The 14,854-nt window shown below is 55.8% G+C and carries 11 protein-coding genes; 7 read left to right on the plus strand and 4 right to left on the minus strand.

Features of this window, described 5'->3' with window-relative positions; genetic code table 11:
* Both JC881_RS31095 and JC881_RS31100 read left to right on the plus strand, forming a co-directional pair.
* Window positions 1-1,488: a hypothetical protein gene (locus JC881_RS31095; protein ID WP_198789623.1), complete on the plus strand. Its 1,488-nt coding sequence runs from the start codon at window positions 1-3 to the stop codon at window positions 1,486-1,488.
* Window positions 1,481-6,172 (plus strand): ATP-binding protein, encoded by a 4,692-nt coding sequence (locus JC881_RS31100; protein ID WP_198789624.1) that lies wholly within the window; start codon window positions 1,481-1,483, stop codon window positions 6,170-6,172. The genes JC881_RS31095 and JC881_RS31100 overlap by 8 nt, the downstream gene beginning before the upstream one ends.
* A 513-nt stretch (window positions 6,173-6,685) precedes the next feature.
* Here JC881_RS31100 and JC881_RS31105 read toward each other — a convergent pair.
* Window positions 6,686-7,381 (minus strand): hypothetical protein, encoded by a 696-nt coding sequence (locus JC881_RS31105; RefSeq protein WP_198789625.1) that lies wholly within the window; start codon window positions 7,379-7,381, stop codon window positions 6,686-6,688.
* Entirely contained in the window at window positions 7,378-8,709 is a 1,332-nt protein-coding gene (locus tag JC881_RS31110; protein ID WP_198789626.1) for an FAD-dependent oxidoreductase, read from the minus strand. Before JC881_RS31110 ends, JC881_RS31105 begins: the two co-directional genes overlap by 4 nt.
* Before the next feature lie 104 nt (window positions 8,710-8,813).
* Here JC881_RS31110 and JC881_RS31115 point away from each other — a divergent pair, with 104 nt between their 5' ends.
* Complete coding sequence (locus tag JC881_RS31115) at window positions 8,814-9,254, plus strand: YunG family protein (RefSeq protein ID WP_198789627.1); 441 nt, start codon at window positions 8,814-8,816, stop codon at window positions 9,252-9,254.
* A 598-nt stretch (window positions 9,255-9,852) separates the two neighbouring features.
* Window positions 9,853-10,956 (plus strand): restriction endonuclease, encoded by a 1,104-nt coding sequence (locus JC881_RS31120; protein ID WP_198789628.1) that lies wholly within the window; start codon window positions 9,853-9,855, stop codon window positions 10,954-10,956.
* Window positions 10,957-11,238: 282 nt separating this feature from the next.
* Here JC881_RS31120 and JC881_RS31125 read toward each other — a convergent pair whose 3' ends face one another.
* Both JC881_RS31125 and JC881_RS31130 read right to left on the minus strand, forming a co-directional pair.
* Window positions 11,239-11,481: a hypothetical protein gene (locus JC881_RS31125; protein ID WP_198789629.1), complete on the minus strand. Its 243-nt coding sequence runs from the start codon at window positions 11,479-11,481 to the stop codon at window positions 11,239-11,241.
* A gap of 37 nt (window positions 11,482-11,518) precedes the next feature.
* Window positions 11,519-11,881, minus strand: coding sequence for a helix-turn-helix domain-containing protein (locus JC881_RS31130; RefSeq protein WP_198789643.1), 363 nt, complete (start codon window positions 11,879-11,881; stop codon window positions 11,519-11,521).
* A 278-nt stretch (window positions 11,882-12,159) separates the two neighbouring features.
* On the opposite strand from JC881_RS31130, the gene JC881_RS31135 reads away from it, so the two are divergent.
* The 3 genes from JC881_RS31135 (at window position 12,160) to JC881_RS31145 (ending at window position 14,838) form a co-directional block, all read left to right on the plus strand.
* Window positions 12,160-12,732, plus strand: coding sequence for a helix-turn-helix domain-containing protein (locus JC881_RS31135; protein WP_332875319.1), 573 nt, complete (start codon window positions 12,160-12,162; stop codon window positions 12,730-12,732).
* Between the two features lie 425 nt (window positions 12,733-13,157).
* Window positions 13,158-13,739, plus strand: a complete 582-nt coding sequence (locus JC881_RS32505; RefSeq protein ID WP_233102146.1) for a hypothetical protein — start codon at window positions 13,158-13,160, stop codon at window positions 13,737-13,739.
* A gap of 55 nt (window positions 13,740-13,794) precedes the next feature.
* Window positions 13,795-14,838, plus strand: coding sequence for a relaxase/mobilization nuclease domain-containing protein (locus JC881_RS31145; protein ID WP_198789631.1), 1,044 nt, complete (start codon window positions 13,795-13,797; stop codon window positions 14,836-14,838).
* Window positions 14,839-14,854: the final 16 nt, after the last annotated feature.

Consider the following 14,854-nt stretch of genomic DNA (forward strand, 5'->3'; position numbering starts at 1 on the left):
ATGAGCACTCAACTTCGCAAGGTGATCACTGAGGAAGTTCAGCGCCGGCATGGCTACAAAGTGATGGAAGCCAAAATTAAGCCGGTTCACATTGCTAACGCACTGATGCGTGCGGAACATCAGGGTGTCGGACGAATGTCGGTCTTAGAACAACTTTTCGAGGCGACGCTGACGAAGAACAGCCTCGACAAACGCGTAGCAGCGGTACGCTCTTTGGTAGATGGGCAACGTGATCGTTGGGGCGCGCTTGGTGAGGCGGCGGATCTGAAATCATCTGCTTTGATGACTAAGGTACTGCCGTTGATTCGCACGCTGCTTGGCGCAGACGGTGCGGTGTTCGGGAGATCCCCGGAGTTCTCGTCGTTCTCTTCTCCAACTGCGCTGACTGTGACCGGGGACCCATCCGATGATGGCGCCGGCCTGTTCATCCATCGCTTGTGGGGAGGACATGACCCGGCGCTGCGTCTGGATATCCTCAAACTCTTGTCGGATCTGACGAATCCGGAGAAGAGTCCCGCTGACATGGACGACTTGTCGGCCCTGCTGTCTCCTTTGGTGGATTCGACACGGAAAAGGGTTATTTCCGCAGTAGACAGCGAGGACCTGCGGGATGGCTATTCCCCGGTCGAGACGGCCCTACGCGACGCGGCCAACAATCTCGATGCGTACGAACGGAAACTCAATCCCAATCCAATTGCCAGTTTGCAGCGCGTGGTTCTTTTGGCTGCCTTGTCTGTTTTCATGCACGCTGCCAGCCGACCACGGGAGCGCGCCGGTATGCCCGAGCGGGTGTTGTTGCTGGATGCTTCGGGCGACCACTCATCGCCCACGGTTCTCGCAAGCACCCGGTGCATTGCGCAACTGATCAGCGATGCCAGGACTTACATGGCACTAGTGGTCGGTGATCTGCTTTCGGCGCAACTACCAGATTGGCATGCGGACCCCGTCAGTGCGCTTAACGGCATTCTCCAAAATTCAGGAATCGCTCCGCTGGAGGATTCGAACGTGATCGCACGCCGGCTGCAGGACATCGTGAAAGAGCACGACGATCCAAATGAGATTGTTCAAGAGGTTACGGAAGAAATTATTCGGCAAGCCGAGGGTTCTTCGAGCCGCGGCTTGGACGGATATCTCCGCTTGCTTGGGATTCGTGCGGGCTTTCTCTATCCTGCCCAGAAGAATCCAAACAAGCGCTTGAACCCAGCGGATCGCACGCTAGAGGTCTTGGTCGCGTCGACGATCGATGTCAATCAACCTCCATTGGAGTATCGCGATTTTCTTGAGTTGCTTCGACAGAAGTGGTCTATCGTGGTAGGCGGTCGCGTCGATGACGGGGTGTTGCTTGCGGAAATCGGGGCGACGGTTCCTGCTCGTGCGTTGAGCGAGAACAGCGAGCGCTTCTTGAGTCGCTTGGAGTCGATCGGGCTTGCACGTCGCTTGGCCGACAGTGTTGCAGTGGTTGGCTTGTTGGAGGCAAACCATGAGTGAGGTCGCAGTGAACGTTAATCGGCATATTGCGGATTTGCTGCTCGCCGAATTTGAAGCCGCTGCATCGCGAGAAGATTTTGGTGTTGTGGCTCAAGACACAGCGGGATTTGATCGGGATCATTTCCTAGCACTGCTACCTGATCTTTTAGGGCAGAAGAAGGGGAGACTGCGAGTATCACTGGTGGGACAGCGCAGCGCCGTCCAGCAATTCCAGTCAGCCTACCCTAAGTACGCGGAATTGGTGGCGTACGATGAAGAGACGGCGGTGCAATGGCGGAACCAGAAACTCAAGACCATTGTGGTGATTGCGGACGGCCCACTCAATAAGCAGGCATCGTTGAAGGATTTCCGTGTCCTAGGCGAAAACACCTTGATTGGTCGCTTGTGTGACGAACAGCGTGACAAGGCAGAGGTGCTTTGGCTGCGAACGCTGTGGGATGCGTTGAAGTCCACCCGAGGTCCGAGTTTGTCGCTGCGGGCTATTGCCAACTATGCCGATGTACTGAAGGGATTCAACCCGCTGGATCGGTCTGTCCGAGCACCCGCTGCGCTGCACGCACTGGGCCTGTTTCCAGATTCGCATCTTGCTGATGAATCGACCGAGGGACGGGTGGTTCGGCGCCTGAAATCGAACGCAGAGACTCTTGCCACCGTGAGCAATGGTGCACCTGACGACTGGGATCGGATTGCGATCTTCTGCCGTGCATTGCCCAAAGCAGAGAAAGCGAAGTTCAACGCCATTCGAAAGCGTCTAAGGTCCATCAACGATCGAAGTGCAGATACCTTAACTGGGGTAGAACTTTCGGACGTTATGACCTTGTGGCGCGGAAAACTCACGCCAGCAAATCCCGATGCCGAACTTGGCGGCGTGAAGAAGGATGGAGGACGGATCCCGGTGGAGTCAGTAGTCGCCGAACTGCTGTTGGATGGCGGCGAAGAGAGGTTGGCGGACATTGCCGAGCAGGTGTCGGTGTTGACCGAGCAAGCGGAGAATGAGCAAACCGTCGGTGAAGATGAACCGCTCGGTGGAGTTGAGGGGAAAGGCAACGATGGCACATTGCTCACCCAAACCGTGACCAGCGTGAATGCCAATGTCATCGCGCTGGTGAAGTCGCGCTCCACTCATTCCGACTGGGGAGGCGTAATCGACATCGAGTCCGACCGTGTTGATGCGCTAACCGAGGTTGCCGCGTTCAAGGCTTGGCGGCCGTTCGTTTTCCAGGAGTTTCGTCAATGGCTTGAGGAGTTTGTAGAGGCCGAATTGGCGCCGTCTGCTTGCCTCGATCTGGCGACCTCTCTAGCGAGTGCGAGGGGGCGATTGCTGGCTCATGCCGCGGAACTCACGGTATCACCCGTTGCTGTCCTGGCCGGGCGTCCAGACGCTCTTAGTGCGGCGAATGAATATCTGCAAGCCTATGATCAACTACTCAAGCAACTTCAGTCAGCGTTCCAGGAGATGTATTCGCAGGCCATGGACGAAGCCGAACGCGTGGTGCATTGGCTTCTCTCGATGGAACTGTATGTCTACCGCAGAGAAGGTGTTCCAGAGGTTCTTCTGTCCCCGCTGCATCCGCTGAATCTCTGGCGTAGCGTCGCGATTGTTCGCGATCTGCAAGCCCTCGGCGGCCGGCTATCAGAAGCCGAGAGGCACACGCTCATCGCGGCGTCCGCAGAGGACTTGCAATTGCTCAACGTCCTTATTCTTCCGAAGATCGAATCCGTGACTGGGCAACCTTCGCTGTTGGGGCATGCTGGTACCGTGGCGCATTTGCCGCTCTTCAAAGAGGCTCCGCGTGGGGTGCTGGAACCCGACGGCTTGAAGTCAGTTAGTTTCCTGGCGGCGTTGGCGGCACAACTTCGACCGTTTGCGAGGCCGGGTTTGCAGATTCTCTTCGTCAATGTTCCTCGACCTGCTCGCTTTGTTGAGGCGATCCTTGATGTGCTCGATCTCGACAATCAAGGAACCGAAGACACGTTCTGGGGTGTGCATATCCGCTTGCGCTACACCTCGGAGGACACGCGTGGGTGGACGGGTGAATTGGAAGATATGGACGATCAACTCAAGGATCGCATCAAGGCTGGGCAGGAACGCGGCTTAATTAGCCTGTCGGTGGACCCCGAAGTGAGGAAGTGGCCACAAGTCATCGAGGAGATCCGCAGACTGCCAGCCCATCTAAGTGTTGTCTTCGATCCCTTCGAGGTGCGCACTGCGCTGGTCGCGCGAGCTGGCCTGCATGCCCTGAGTCCATGGATGCCGAGTTGCGAGTACCGTTACAACAAACTCAAGAAGCAGATCACCATCATTCCGGTGGCGGAAGAGGAGGTTTTCGCAACCTACTTTGCGACGGCAACGCTTGTGCACCGTGAACTGCGCCAGAGCACCGTGACGCATCAACCACAGGTTGCCTCGGTGAAGAGTTGGCTGGATCAACTTGCGGAGAGCAGCACCTGGACATTAATAGCCGACCCCCATCGAGTGCTGGTTCCGCGGCTTGGGGATGCCGAAGTCGTCGATAGAAGAGTCGAGGGGACTCGCCAACTCACGACCTTTGGCCGCGACTTGAGCCCATTCATACGTCGTTTGGATCAACAGTTGCGTAGAACTCACTTTGTTGCGGACCCAAACACATTGGAGGAACTGGTTCGCGACTTGGTGGCAATGGAACCAAACGGCATTCTCGGTTTGGTGGGTGGCGAGAAAACCAAGCATGTCAAGGGTGCGCTTGGCAAGCTTATTGCCATGCGGTGGTACCGGCGCCGAGATCCGAGCGGTTTGGCGGTCAGTTTGGATACGCAGAACGCCAGGAGATGGTTGACCGCAGGAGGGCACTCGAACGAGAAGGCCGATCTGATCGGGCTGCGCGAGGAAAACGGTGAATTAATCATCGACGTCATCGAGGTGAAGACGCACGATGAAGGCACGCCATACACCGTGAGAGAGGGCATTGTGACCGGGCACGCGGTGGACCAGGTGGTTGCGACCCTGCATGCCCTCGCAGAAGTGTTCGGCGGCCCCAATCTGTCGCCGCTCGCGAAGCCGCGCAGGGAGGTTGTCCGCGAGCATCTGTACACGGCCCTCCTGAGAGACCTCGATGCACAGTACATCGAGCGGTGGCATGGTTTGCTGCAGGATTTGTTTAACGGGAGTATTTCCGTCAAATTAGCTGCGCGCATCGTGCATGTCCAACTTGCTAGCGTCGTTACCACGGAGTCTTTGAGCGTCATGACCAACCTCGGCATCCCCGTCGAGATCAACACCCTCGCAGCAACGGATGTCGGTCTCGCGTTGACCGCGACACGCATTGCCAAGGAGGAACTTCCACTTTCTGGCCGCGGCCATGGGAGCGGCGGGGGTAACGCCTCAAAGGGTTTGGAACCTAGTGTCGTTTTCCGGCGGTTGACGAGGCCAGCCGCATCCACCGCAGACCACGATCAAGATGCGAGCGATTCAATCTCGCCAAATGAAGGCCTTGGTGCGCGAACTGTTGATAGTCTTCCCCGTGCAGGGCAAACCCATTCGCGCGATCTGGAAGCGGCCACGCCGACTTCTCCCCCCGGATTGCTGGAAATTGAACTGGGTGCCGAAACTGCGAATGCCAAATCCGTAGTTCGCTGGAGTCCGGGAAAGCAAAGCAATGGCTTCTTCTTGATACTAGGTTCATCGGGTTCGGGGAAGACGGAGGCACTGAAAGTTGTTGGCAAGAGCATCGGTGACTTCGGAGTGCCCGTACTGGTACTGGACTTCCACGGGGATGTGAAATTCCCCGGGCTGCGGTCGGTTTTGCTGTCCTCGGGAACGTCGAGTACCGCAGGGGTCAATCCCATGGAGTTAGATTCTCAAAGCGCGGAAGAGACTGGGTTGTACGACCAGCGAAAAGTTTTGCGAGACATGATCCGCAATGCTGTGCCTGCGCTTGGCCACCGGCAGAATGCCATCCTGCGCGAAGCTTTAGAAGACGCCTACACCGGCGCTGGTTTCGATGACTCCGATCCGAGTACTTGGCGCAATGCCCCGCCGACTTTTGCCGACGTTGAAAGGATCTTGGAGGGGTGGGTTGCTGACGACGGCCGAAAGAGTCAGCGTTCGGCGATCGAGGGGTGTTTGGCGGCGGTACGAGAGATCTTCGAACATCCGATTTTTCACCGAACTGAGCATGTTTCGACAGACGAAATTTTGTCATCGAACATTCGCCTGGATTTAAGCAAGCTGACGGATGAGGTGCGTTACATCACGGCAGAAACACTACTCCGAAAACTATTTCGCGTGTTGCGTTTGAAAGGGCCGATTCCAGTCCAGCCAACTGACGACGGGCAACGCTTCCGGTTATTCGTAATCATTGACGAAGCCAAAATATTGAGCACAGGTGCAGGCGATCCTGACGCGCCGGACCGGATTTTGAACTTGCTATTCACCGAGGCGCGAAAATTCGGGTTGGGAATGATATTGGCATCGCAAATGAGTGATCATTTCGGCTCCGAGGTAAAAGCCAATGCAGCAACTTGGTTGGTTTTGAAGCCCATGGACATTAAAGAAGCGAAAAAGAACGCGCCCAACGTACATATGGACCCGGACGCGCTCACCAGTCTCAAAGGGCGGGGCGACGGCTATTTAAGAGACCGGTCATCGTCAAGAGCTCGTCGCATACAGATTCGGCCATTGCCACCAACTTCATCCGACAGTTGACCAAAGACGTCGAGGTCGCAGGAAAAGTTTATTATTTCGCGCATCCCCCAAACCGTTATCGATCGCCGAGCATCGTCAGAACCGATCCCGCTCGGCATTTGTGAATTGGAGCAAAGGATTTTGAAAAATGAAGTACACGACAGGTGGCTTCGCGGTCGATGAGCTTGATTTTTTGCAACATATAGCCACTCGCTTGTTGGTCGCGTGCTCGCGCGGTGATCTAGATCTCAACAGGCTCGCTAGAGAGGAACTCGCCCAGCGAGGACTAGATCAAAGCGGAATATGGGTAGGACCGGCGAGGGCCAAATTAGCACTTGAGGAAGTCCAGGCCGGCATTCTGCGTTCGTCGGCAGTATTTTTCGATTCTACTTAGCCCATCACCCCTTCTCTTTATCTATTTGGACAAGCCGGCCCAACGACGTTGGGTTCAATCTGTAGCGGAGGCGTGCACGACCCTCTCGATTAGTTGCTTGTGAAAGTCGGCAGGTCTTCAAAGGCGGAATCAAATCTGTCCTAGGCAGGCGCACATTCAACGTTGAAAAAGCCAGCCTCCATTAGGGACGCGGCACTATTTCCAAAATCTTCGTGGATTCTTCTGTAGGCATCGGCGTTTTCGTATGTGAACGGAGTTCTTTCCACGGAAAAGTTCTTGACTCTCTCCATTAAGCTTGTTTCCATCCTCGCATTCATATTTCCAAAAGCTGTCACCATATTTTGAATTGCAACTACTCTGCCGTCATCTGCGAAAAAATTAAAGTGCTTCGATTCGCCGAAAACGATGAGAACTACTTCATTTTTTATATTGAGTAATGGCACGGCGAGCCAGGATCGCGGTAAGTCTTCGATGGCATGAAAATCTCCGCTATCTGTGATGTCTAGAACCAAATCTTGCTCAAGAAGTGCTTGCGAAGCATAACGTCTTGTCCGCCAAGTTTTTTTCTCCATCAAAGCTTTTCCGGTTATTCCGTGGTTTCCTTTGAATATCCGGCCAGCCATAGTTGGTTGATATTCGCTTGGGGACAAATATCCACAGGCCTGCTGTAGGAAGGCGGTCTCTGCGTGGACGACAATGCGGTGGATGGTTAATTTAAAATCGCTATATTGGGGCGTGTCGGAGTGAAGATACCCAACGAGTGCCGATAAAAAAGCCAATAGAGAAAATTGAGTTACTTCGGGTACGGGTTCCTCGCCGAGCAAACTTGGATTCACTTGTTTCTCCAATCATCTGGTTGAAAAAATCCGGGTTTAAACCATGGTATGGGGCTTTGGTGCTGATTAATTTTCATTTGTTCTAATGCGCTCATTCGGTTACTCACGTCACTTCCGCCTAGAAGATTTTCAAATTCCTGCGTCGTGGAGGTTCCATGTCGACACAGTACGTTGCTTGGCAAAATGTTTAAATCTATAACCCGATGTTCGAGTTCTCCGAAGACAGGAACAAACGCGCCGCATTTGTAAAGCAAAAACAGCATAAAGCGATTGAGAAATGAACTGGTAGCCCCAAAGGCGTCTCTTATGCTTCTATTTGTGCCGTTAGGTCCGCCCAGATGTAGATACACTTTTGTGTCTTTTCGCAGCCGATAAGATAATTGTTTTGCAACCTCGGAAACATCGCCAAATTCTTGCTCAAAGGTGTTGAATAGCTCCGCGATGCCCGTTTTATTCGACTTAATAGACAACAAGTTTAATTCGGCTGCTCTTAGCTCGTTGACGTTTTTGAAAATTTCTTTTAGGATTGTTTCTTGTCTAAATCGCTCGATTGTGAGACGAAATAGATCGGTCAGCGCGCCGTCGCCATAACCAGAGAGCAAAATCCTATTTGCTGAATTCCCTAGGATTGGTTGAGACACCTGTTCATTGCGCCAGTAAGAAATACTCGACTTCCCTTCAGGTGCTTTTTCTAACCCGAAGCCGGTCGCGATGACGATCTCATCAAACGTTTCGGTGGTGCCAATGCCGTGGAGAACCGTATAGAAACCGTCAACTTCTTTGGTCTTCTTCCCAACCCACTCTATTCTGCGGTCGGACACTGAAAGTTTAGTGTGTTCGACGCCTACGATTACATCAAGTCGCGCACTGTGATTTTTATGGACAATGCGGAATTGTGCGAGAATTTTCCCCACTACGTCCGATGCCCTGCCGGCTTCCCATCGCATTAATGGAAGGCCAGTGCTTGGCTGATCACTTCCTTTATCTGGCCATTCGTATATATGTGGATGTATCCAACGATGGTCTGCGCCTTGCTGAATGGGACACAGGTCCAATCTTTTTTCAAACAAAACTATCTTTGTTTTGCTCGGAAATTTATTTAGCAGACACGCTGCAGTGGTTAGGCCCGTGATGCCGCCGCCAAGAATTGCGATTTTGGATGGAAATTCTCCTTCCATTTCGCATTTTTGGTGTAGAGCCCACGCAAAGTTGTGAGCGCGGACCTGTTGATTATATATAGTGACTCCTTTTTCCATTAATCCAATAACATGCACGCCCGGTGCGAGGTTGAAGGTGGATAAGCCGTCGATGGGGCTGAGTGTTTTCATGAGAACTTCGTTATTTCGCAGCCAAGCATTTGGTGTGTTAATACTGAAATCACTTCGCTGACTGCAGTTTGTAGAAAATTCTAATAAGTGTAAAATCATACCGCATGTCTACCGAACTCCCATCCCATTTAGTGCAAGGTCTAACTCTCTTGCGAGACGCTTTGGCCGTGGTGTTCCGTCCAGACACTGCGGTGCCGGGTTCCGGTGGCGAGACGCCTAGCGCAGGGCACTGCGCCGCCGTCGCCGTCATTGTTCGAGCGGAATTCGGCGGCGATTTTGTCAGCGCGAACGTACACGGGCAAAGTCATTGGTTCAATCGAATTTATTTCGAGTCTCAGTTGTTTGACGTTGACTTGACCGGAGATCAATTTGGATTTCCTTCAGTTCGCTTTGGTCCGAGTGGGTCGATTTTTGCAGAAGTGCGCACGCGCGGTGAACGCCAACTCAGTTCTGAAACTTTGCAACGAGCGTTGGTGTTGGCGCGCAGGGCAAATCGATTTCTCGCAGCTGAAAAGATAGCACTGTTTATTTCGGGGCGGACTTAAAATTTGATTGTTATTGCGCGGATTTTGGTACTCGGTCGGGTCGGTTGCCTGCATTTAGCTGCTCGGGTGAAGCGAGGCGTATGGGATTACTTTTTGAGAGGAAAAACATTTATTCCGAAAACTTGTGCTGACTTGTTTCAATGCAATTTAGACTTTGGGGTCGATAAGTAGATGTTGAATGCAGCGGACGTCTCGAGGAGACCCCTGGCCATCACCGGCGCTTCCCGATTCCCTGGCGCACGCGTGGCGGACGGGCGAGGGAGGAATCGGAGATTTCTTGGCCTTCGCTAGCCCTTGTCCCCAGTTGGATCTCCGCTTACTTCGTGACTGCGCCCCTCGCGAGTAAGCCCACTCGGTCGAGCCGACAAAACGAAGATCTTGGTCGACCCTTTCCGAGGTCTACGTAAGTCCCGCCATGTTGCTCTTCCGACAACTGATCTGCGGGTCAGTCATTCCTTGAAGAAGAGTAGTTGCCCGGGTTGGAGGCTAGACTTCTATTTTTCGGCTAGGAGCCAACACCGGCAGGTAGTCCGATTCGATCCTCTACAGTAGCCTCCGGCTTCCATCTGACATTTTCTTTGGCGCTGGGCTTTACACCATGGACTGGTCCGCATACGCAGTCGATCGTCGGTTCACCGGCCGCAGACGCGAACTTGATCTGCTTGCGCAGGAATTTTTCAACGCTGGGTCGAGAGTAGTCGCGATCACGGGAGGCCTCGGCATCGGAAAGACGGCGTTGGCGATGATGTTTGCGCAAACCCATATCAAGGCGTTTCCTGCGGGCACATATCACATACATACCTCTCCTTTCGAGCCGCTCAGAAACACCGTTGACTCTCATGTCTCACATCCTTCGTCTCCGTATCTTTTGATACTTGATGAAATGGCGGGCCAACGGGCGCACCAGCAATACCAAGAACTTGCTGAACTTCGTCGAACTCGACCGTCAGCCCGATTCATCTGCATTGCAAGAGGATTGGATTGGTCCGATCAAGCAGATCTCACTTTACGACTGGGAGGCCTGATCGATTCCGATCTCCATGAGTTGCTGGAAAAGCTCGGCTTTCCGTCAGACGTTGCTCGCGGAACGACTGATCGCTTCGGAGGCAGTCCACTTTTTGCGCAGATGGTTGCAGACAGTTTTAAGACGACAACAATGAGCCCGCGTGAGGTGATCGAGCGCCTGACTGCCTTCTACTACTCTGGCTTGCTTGGGCCGGATGGTCGGTCCCTCGGTGAGGGAACTAGTGGAGAGATCCAGATCGTCTCCGACCTTCGATCTGTCTCGGGCGACCTTCTTGCGAGAGCACATGCCAATCCCAAATTGCTGTACGATATTTCGCCGCGGCGATTTGAGGAGTTCGTTGCAGACCTGCTTGAACGTTTGGGATACAAGGTGACGCTCACCCCGGCCTCAAAGGATGGCGGCAAAGACATCTTTGCTGCGAAAAAGGACGACCTCGGCACGTTCTTGTACTTTGTTGAATGCAAAAAGTACGCGCCGGACAATAGGGTGGGCGTCAAACTGATCCGAGAACTCAACGGAGTAGTGCAGGCGGAGCGTGCAACAGCTGGAATTCTTGCGACAACCTCTTTCTTCACCCGGGGAGCGAAAGCGTTTCAAGAGCGCCTCTCAAATCAGATCAGTTTGAAGGACTACCTCGGGCTTCAGGAATGGATGTCGAAGGCGACCAAGCAGTAAAGTGCCGGGTTGCGAGACTCACAGAAAAAGCCGATTCGGCCGCACAGCACCCAACCACGAACTGCGTCTGGTTTGGGGCCTGCTGACCATAGAGCACTTCGCGAGACAGAGGGCGCCTCGCACATCATTGCCAATGGCAAGGTTCCCTCGGTGATCGCAACGAATCTGAACTTCACACCGACTCCGTTGGCCAAGCAGTCTGCCGCCTCTTTCAACAGGTCACGCTCCATGCGCGGCTTTGCGTTCTTCTTCCTCAAACACTGCAACGCAGTTGTTAGGGCTTCACACGCTCCGTCCAGCAAAGGCCTGCTGTGGCTCGACCGCAGCCTCGAGCACCCACTTGCGTAACATGTTCTCGTGCACATCGAGGTCGCGTGCAGACTGCGTCACCGGCACGCCCCCGTTCCCTTCACCACTTGAGTGCTTCAAGCTTGAACTTTCGGCTGAATTGCCCTCTCCTTCATGAGCCGCGTCCGATTTAATTTCACTACTTGACAAAGTGTCCTTGAGATCAGCGAAGCCCATTGCAGCACCGGCAGCATGTTGCGGAGGCCTCTGCGCGTTATTGGTGGCTACGGGGTTTTTCCGACGAGGCGCCAAGAACTGCCTGATTTGAGCGTCGCAACTCGCCGCCTTTCCACGAGGGCGCCAACGTCTCCTTGATTCCTTCGAACAGAGTGGGGAGAGTGATTTTCAAGCAAAAGCACAGCGTGGCCAGCGTCAACAGCGAAGGGTTGATGTGTCCTCGTTCTATCTTGGAGATGCGCGAGCGCTCCACCTCCGCATCGAAGGCCAGTTCAACTTGCGTGAGTCCCGCCTGTTCGCGGAAATACCTCAGGTTTCGCCCGAGAGCCAGGGTCACTGCGTTGGGCAACGTGCCCCGCGCAATGCCAGATGGCGTCTTGGTTCGTATGCCTGCAGTCATGCTCACTGCAGGCTCGCCGAATGTGCTTATGGAGGAAACGTCTTAAACGACACATAATCTTGCTGTGCATGTTTTTAAGAACACAGTGCAGCAACTATGTGGAACCAGATCAGCAACCTTCCCATTCAACGTCACCAGCGACGTCTTAACGGCGGTCTGCGCGTGACCAGCGGGGGCGTATGACGCGCAAACAGGCCGCCTCGCCCTTGCCCACGGCCCGCCCCCTGCGGTTGCCGATCTCGGTGACGCGCAGTCGGCCGAGGAAACCCGCACCTGTCGTGCGCAGCCTGTCCGCCGCGCGCATTGGCGTGCAGGTGAGGGCGCTGCGCATGGCGGCCGACGTGTCCGCCGGCCAACTGGCAAAGGTCTCGGGGATTTCCCCCTCGCTGCTCTCGCGTATCGAGCGAGGTTTGGTTTCACCTTCGGTGGAGACCTTGGAGCGTCTCGCGCAGGGCTTGCATGTGCCGACGTCGCGTTTCTTCAGTGACCAAGCGCGCCGCGCGGACTTCTGCCACGTGCGCGCAGGGCGGGGGGCGGTGGTCGACCGCATCGGTGCGGTGGCGGACTACCGCTACGAGTTGCTGGGCCACTTGCTGTCGGGCAATTTGTTCGTCGAGCCCTACATGGTTACGCTGCTGCCCGGGGCTGATCCCTACGTGACCTTTCAGCATCCGGGCCTCAAGTTCCTGTACTTCCTGTCCGGCGAGGTTACCTACCGCTACGGCGCAAAGACAGTCGCGGTGGCGGCTGGGGATTCGTTGCTGTTCGATGCGACTGCGCTTCACGGCATCGAGACGATTCGGGTGCGTCCAGTGTCCTACCTGTCAGTGGTGTTTACGCTGCGGGAGTGAGTGCTGAAGCCGGCGTTTCAGTCGAAGCTCAATGGTCATGCGGCACCCTTTGACGACTGACACCGACGAGCCAGGTAGAGATTTCGCACCCGCCCACCGCAGCAAGATCTGCGCGCATCGTACAAGTCCCGCGGCGCTGTTCAGGGCAATCTGCGAAGTTTTGACGCTTTCGCGTTCGGGCGAGACTGGGGTTTGGTTGGATGATCGCTCGTGAATTCGCTGCACTTGGTCCGCTTTGCCTGCCTCATCAATGTTCGGCGTGCCGAACATCGATGGAGATCTCGGAACTGCAAATCGGCGGCAGCTTTTGGGGCGACAACAGGATGCGTCGAGCTAGACGCCGAAATTCCCGGGGTAGAGTCCTTGTGCGGTGATGAGGGCAGGATAGACTGACGTCAGACATTGTTTACTGCAACGGAGTTGCAATGACCAAGACCTCTCTATCAAGCCGTGTGATAGCCACCCGGGTACCACCCGAGACGAGGGCGGGCTTCGCCGCACTGGCGGCGCGGCATCATCTCAGTGCGTCGACTCTGCTCGCGAAGATGGTCGACGAGGTACTCAAGACCAACGCCGAAATCTCGCTGGGCTCGGGTGTCCAACGCTCCCTACGCGAAACCGAAAGCGGCATTGGCGTGGCGGATCGCATCACGCTGCGGCTTCGCAGGGGCGATAGAGCGCTTGCGGCCGGACGAGCCCGTTCGCGTGGAATGAAGACAGGCAGCTACCTGGCCCTGCTGATCCACAACCATGTGCGTGACGCCGCAGTGCTGCCCCCGAACGAACTGGATCACATCAAAGTGACCAACGCCCGGCTGGCTGCGCTGGGACGGCAGCTTCGAACGTTCGGCATGCCGAACACTCTGCCGGAGCCGGTGGCACCGGACCTGGGCGAAGCCATCGCGACGGTCCGGCGGGAAGTCGAGAAGGCACGCGAAGCCATGGCAGCTGTCTTGCGCCGCAACCTCATCAGTTGGGAGACCGGCGGTGGGAGTTCTCATGTCTGAACATATAGCGCGCGCAGGCCAAAGCAGCCGTGGCCCCGCCGGTGTGCCGCGCGACATGGCGCTGGACATCGTGAGCTACGGTCGGCGGGGCCCCGGCGGCAGGTTGCGCCTCGGAGCCGACCAGATCGCGCAGATCCAGCGCACGGTGGGCCGTACGCCCGAGGTGATGGTGAAGGTCTCCGGCGGCGGACGGGACGTTGGCGGCGTCGAGGCCCATCTGCGCTACATCGGCCGGCACGGCAAGCTGGAGTTGGAGACCGACGAGGGGTTGGCGCAACAGGGCCGAGGGGCGGCCAGGGAAATCGTGACCGACTGGCAGCTCGAACTTTGCAGAAGCCAGTACAAGCCGAAACCCGCTCAGGGGCAGAAGGACACGCGCGCGAAGCTGGTCCACAACATCGTCATGTCCATGCCCGCCGGTACGCCGCCGGACAAGGTGCTGGCGGCGGCGCGCGTGTTCGCGCGCGAGAACTTCGCGCTGCAATATCGCTACGCCATGGTGCTGCACACCGATCAGCCGCACCCGCATGTGCATCTGGTGGTCAAGTGCGAGCACGAGTTCGAGCCCGACAAGCGCCTCTACATCCGAAAAGAAACGCTGCGCCAGTGGCGCGAGCAATTCGCCGCGCTGATGCGTGAGCAGGGCGTGGCGGCCAATGCCACACCGCGCCAAGTGCGAGGGCAGACCCGCAAGCCGTACAGGGACGCGATCCACCATCGGCTTAGAGAACTGCGGGCGTTCGGGCAACTGCCGGCCAGCGACCGGGCCAAGCTTCGGCCGCCGAAGACTTCGACCTTCATGCGCGCCAAGCTGGACAACGTGCTTCAGGAATTAAAGACAAAGCAAGGCACCCTGGATGCCGGCAAAGAGACCATGCAGCGCACGCGGCAGGAGGTGATGGCGGGCTGGCACGCAGTTACGGATGCGCTTCGAAGTCAGGGCCAGGCCGAGTTGGCCGACCGGGTGAAGCGCTTCGTCGCGCGCATGCCGGCTGTGCAGACTGATGCGCAGCGATTGGCGGATCGATGGAGGGAGACAGAGAGAAGTCGAACGCCGGAGCGCGCGGATGCCGACTCGTTTAGACCACGTGTCCGATGATGGGTGGAGTCGTCGA

It is taken from the genome of Variovorax sp. IB41 (assembly GCF_016405905.1).
GTDB lineage: Bacteria > Pseudomonadota > Gammaproteobacteria > Burkholderiales > Burkholderiaceae_C > Variovorax.

Excerpts from the sequence above, each read along its gene's own strand:
- JC881_RS31130 (WP_198789643.1), bottom strand. The coding sequence starts at position 11,881 with ATGACTGCAGGCATACGAACCAAGACGCCATCTGGCATTGCGCGGGGC.
- JC881_RS32505 (WP_233102146.1), top strand. The coding sequence starts at position 13,158 with ATGACCAAGACCTCTCTATCAAGCCGTGTGATAGCCACCCGGGTACCA.
- JC881_RS31115 (WP_198789627.1), top strand. The coding sequence starts at position 8,814 with ATGTCTACCGAACTCCCATCCCATTTAGTGCAAGGTCTAACTCTCTTG.
- JC881_RS31120 (WP_198789628.1), top strand. The coding sequence starts at position 9,853 with ATGGACTGGTCCGCATACGCAGTCGATCGTCGGTTCACCGGCCGCAGA.
- JC881_RS31145 (WP_198789631.1), top strand. The coding sequence starts at position 13,795 with ATGGCGCTGGACATCGTGAGCTACGGTCGGCGGGGCCCCGGCGGCAGG.
- JC881_RS31125 (WP_198789629.1), bottom strand. The coding sequence starts at position 11,481 with ATGGGCTTCGCTGATCTCAAGGACACTTTGTCAAGTAGTGAAATTAAA.
- JC881_RS31095 (WP_198789623.1), top strand. The coding sequence starts at position 1 with ATGAGCACTCAACTTCGCAAGGTGATCACTGAGGAAGTTCAGCGCCGG.
- JC881_RS31110 (WP_198789626.1), bottom strand. The coding sequence starts at position 8,709 with ATGAAAACACTCAGCCCCATCGACGGCTTATCCACCTTCAACCTCGCA.
- JC881_RS31100 (WP_198789624.1), top strand. The coding sequence starts at position 1,481 with ATGAGTGAGGTCGCAGTGAACGTTAATCGGCATATTGCGGATTTGCTG.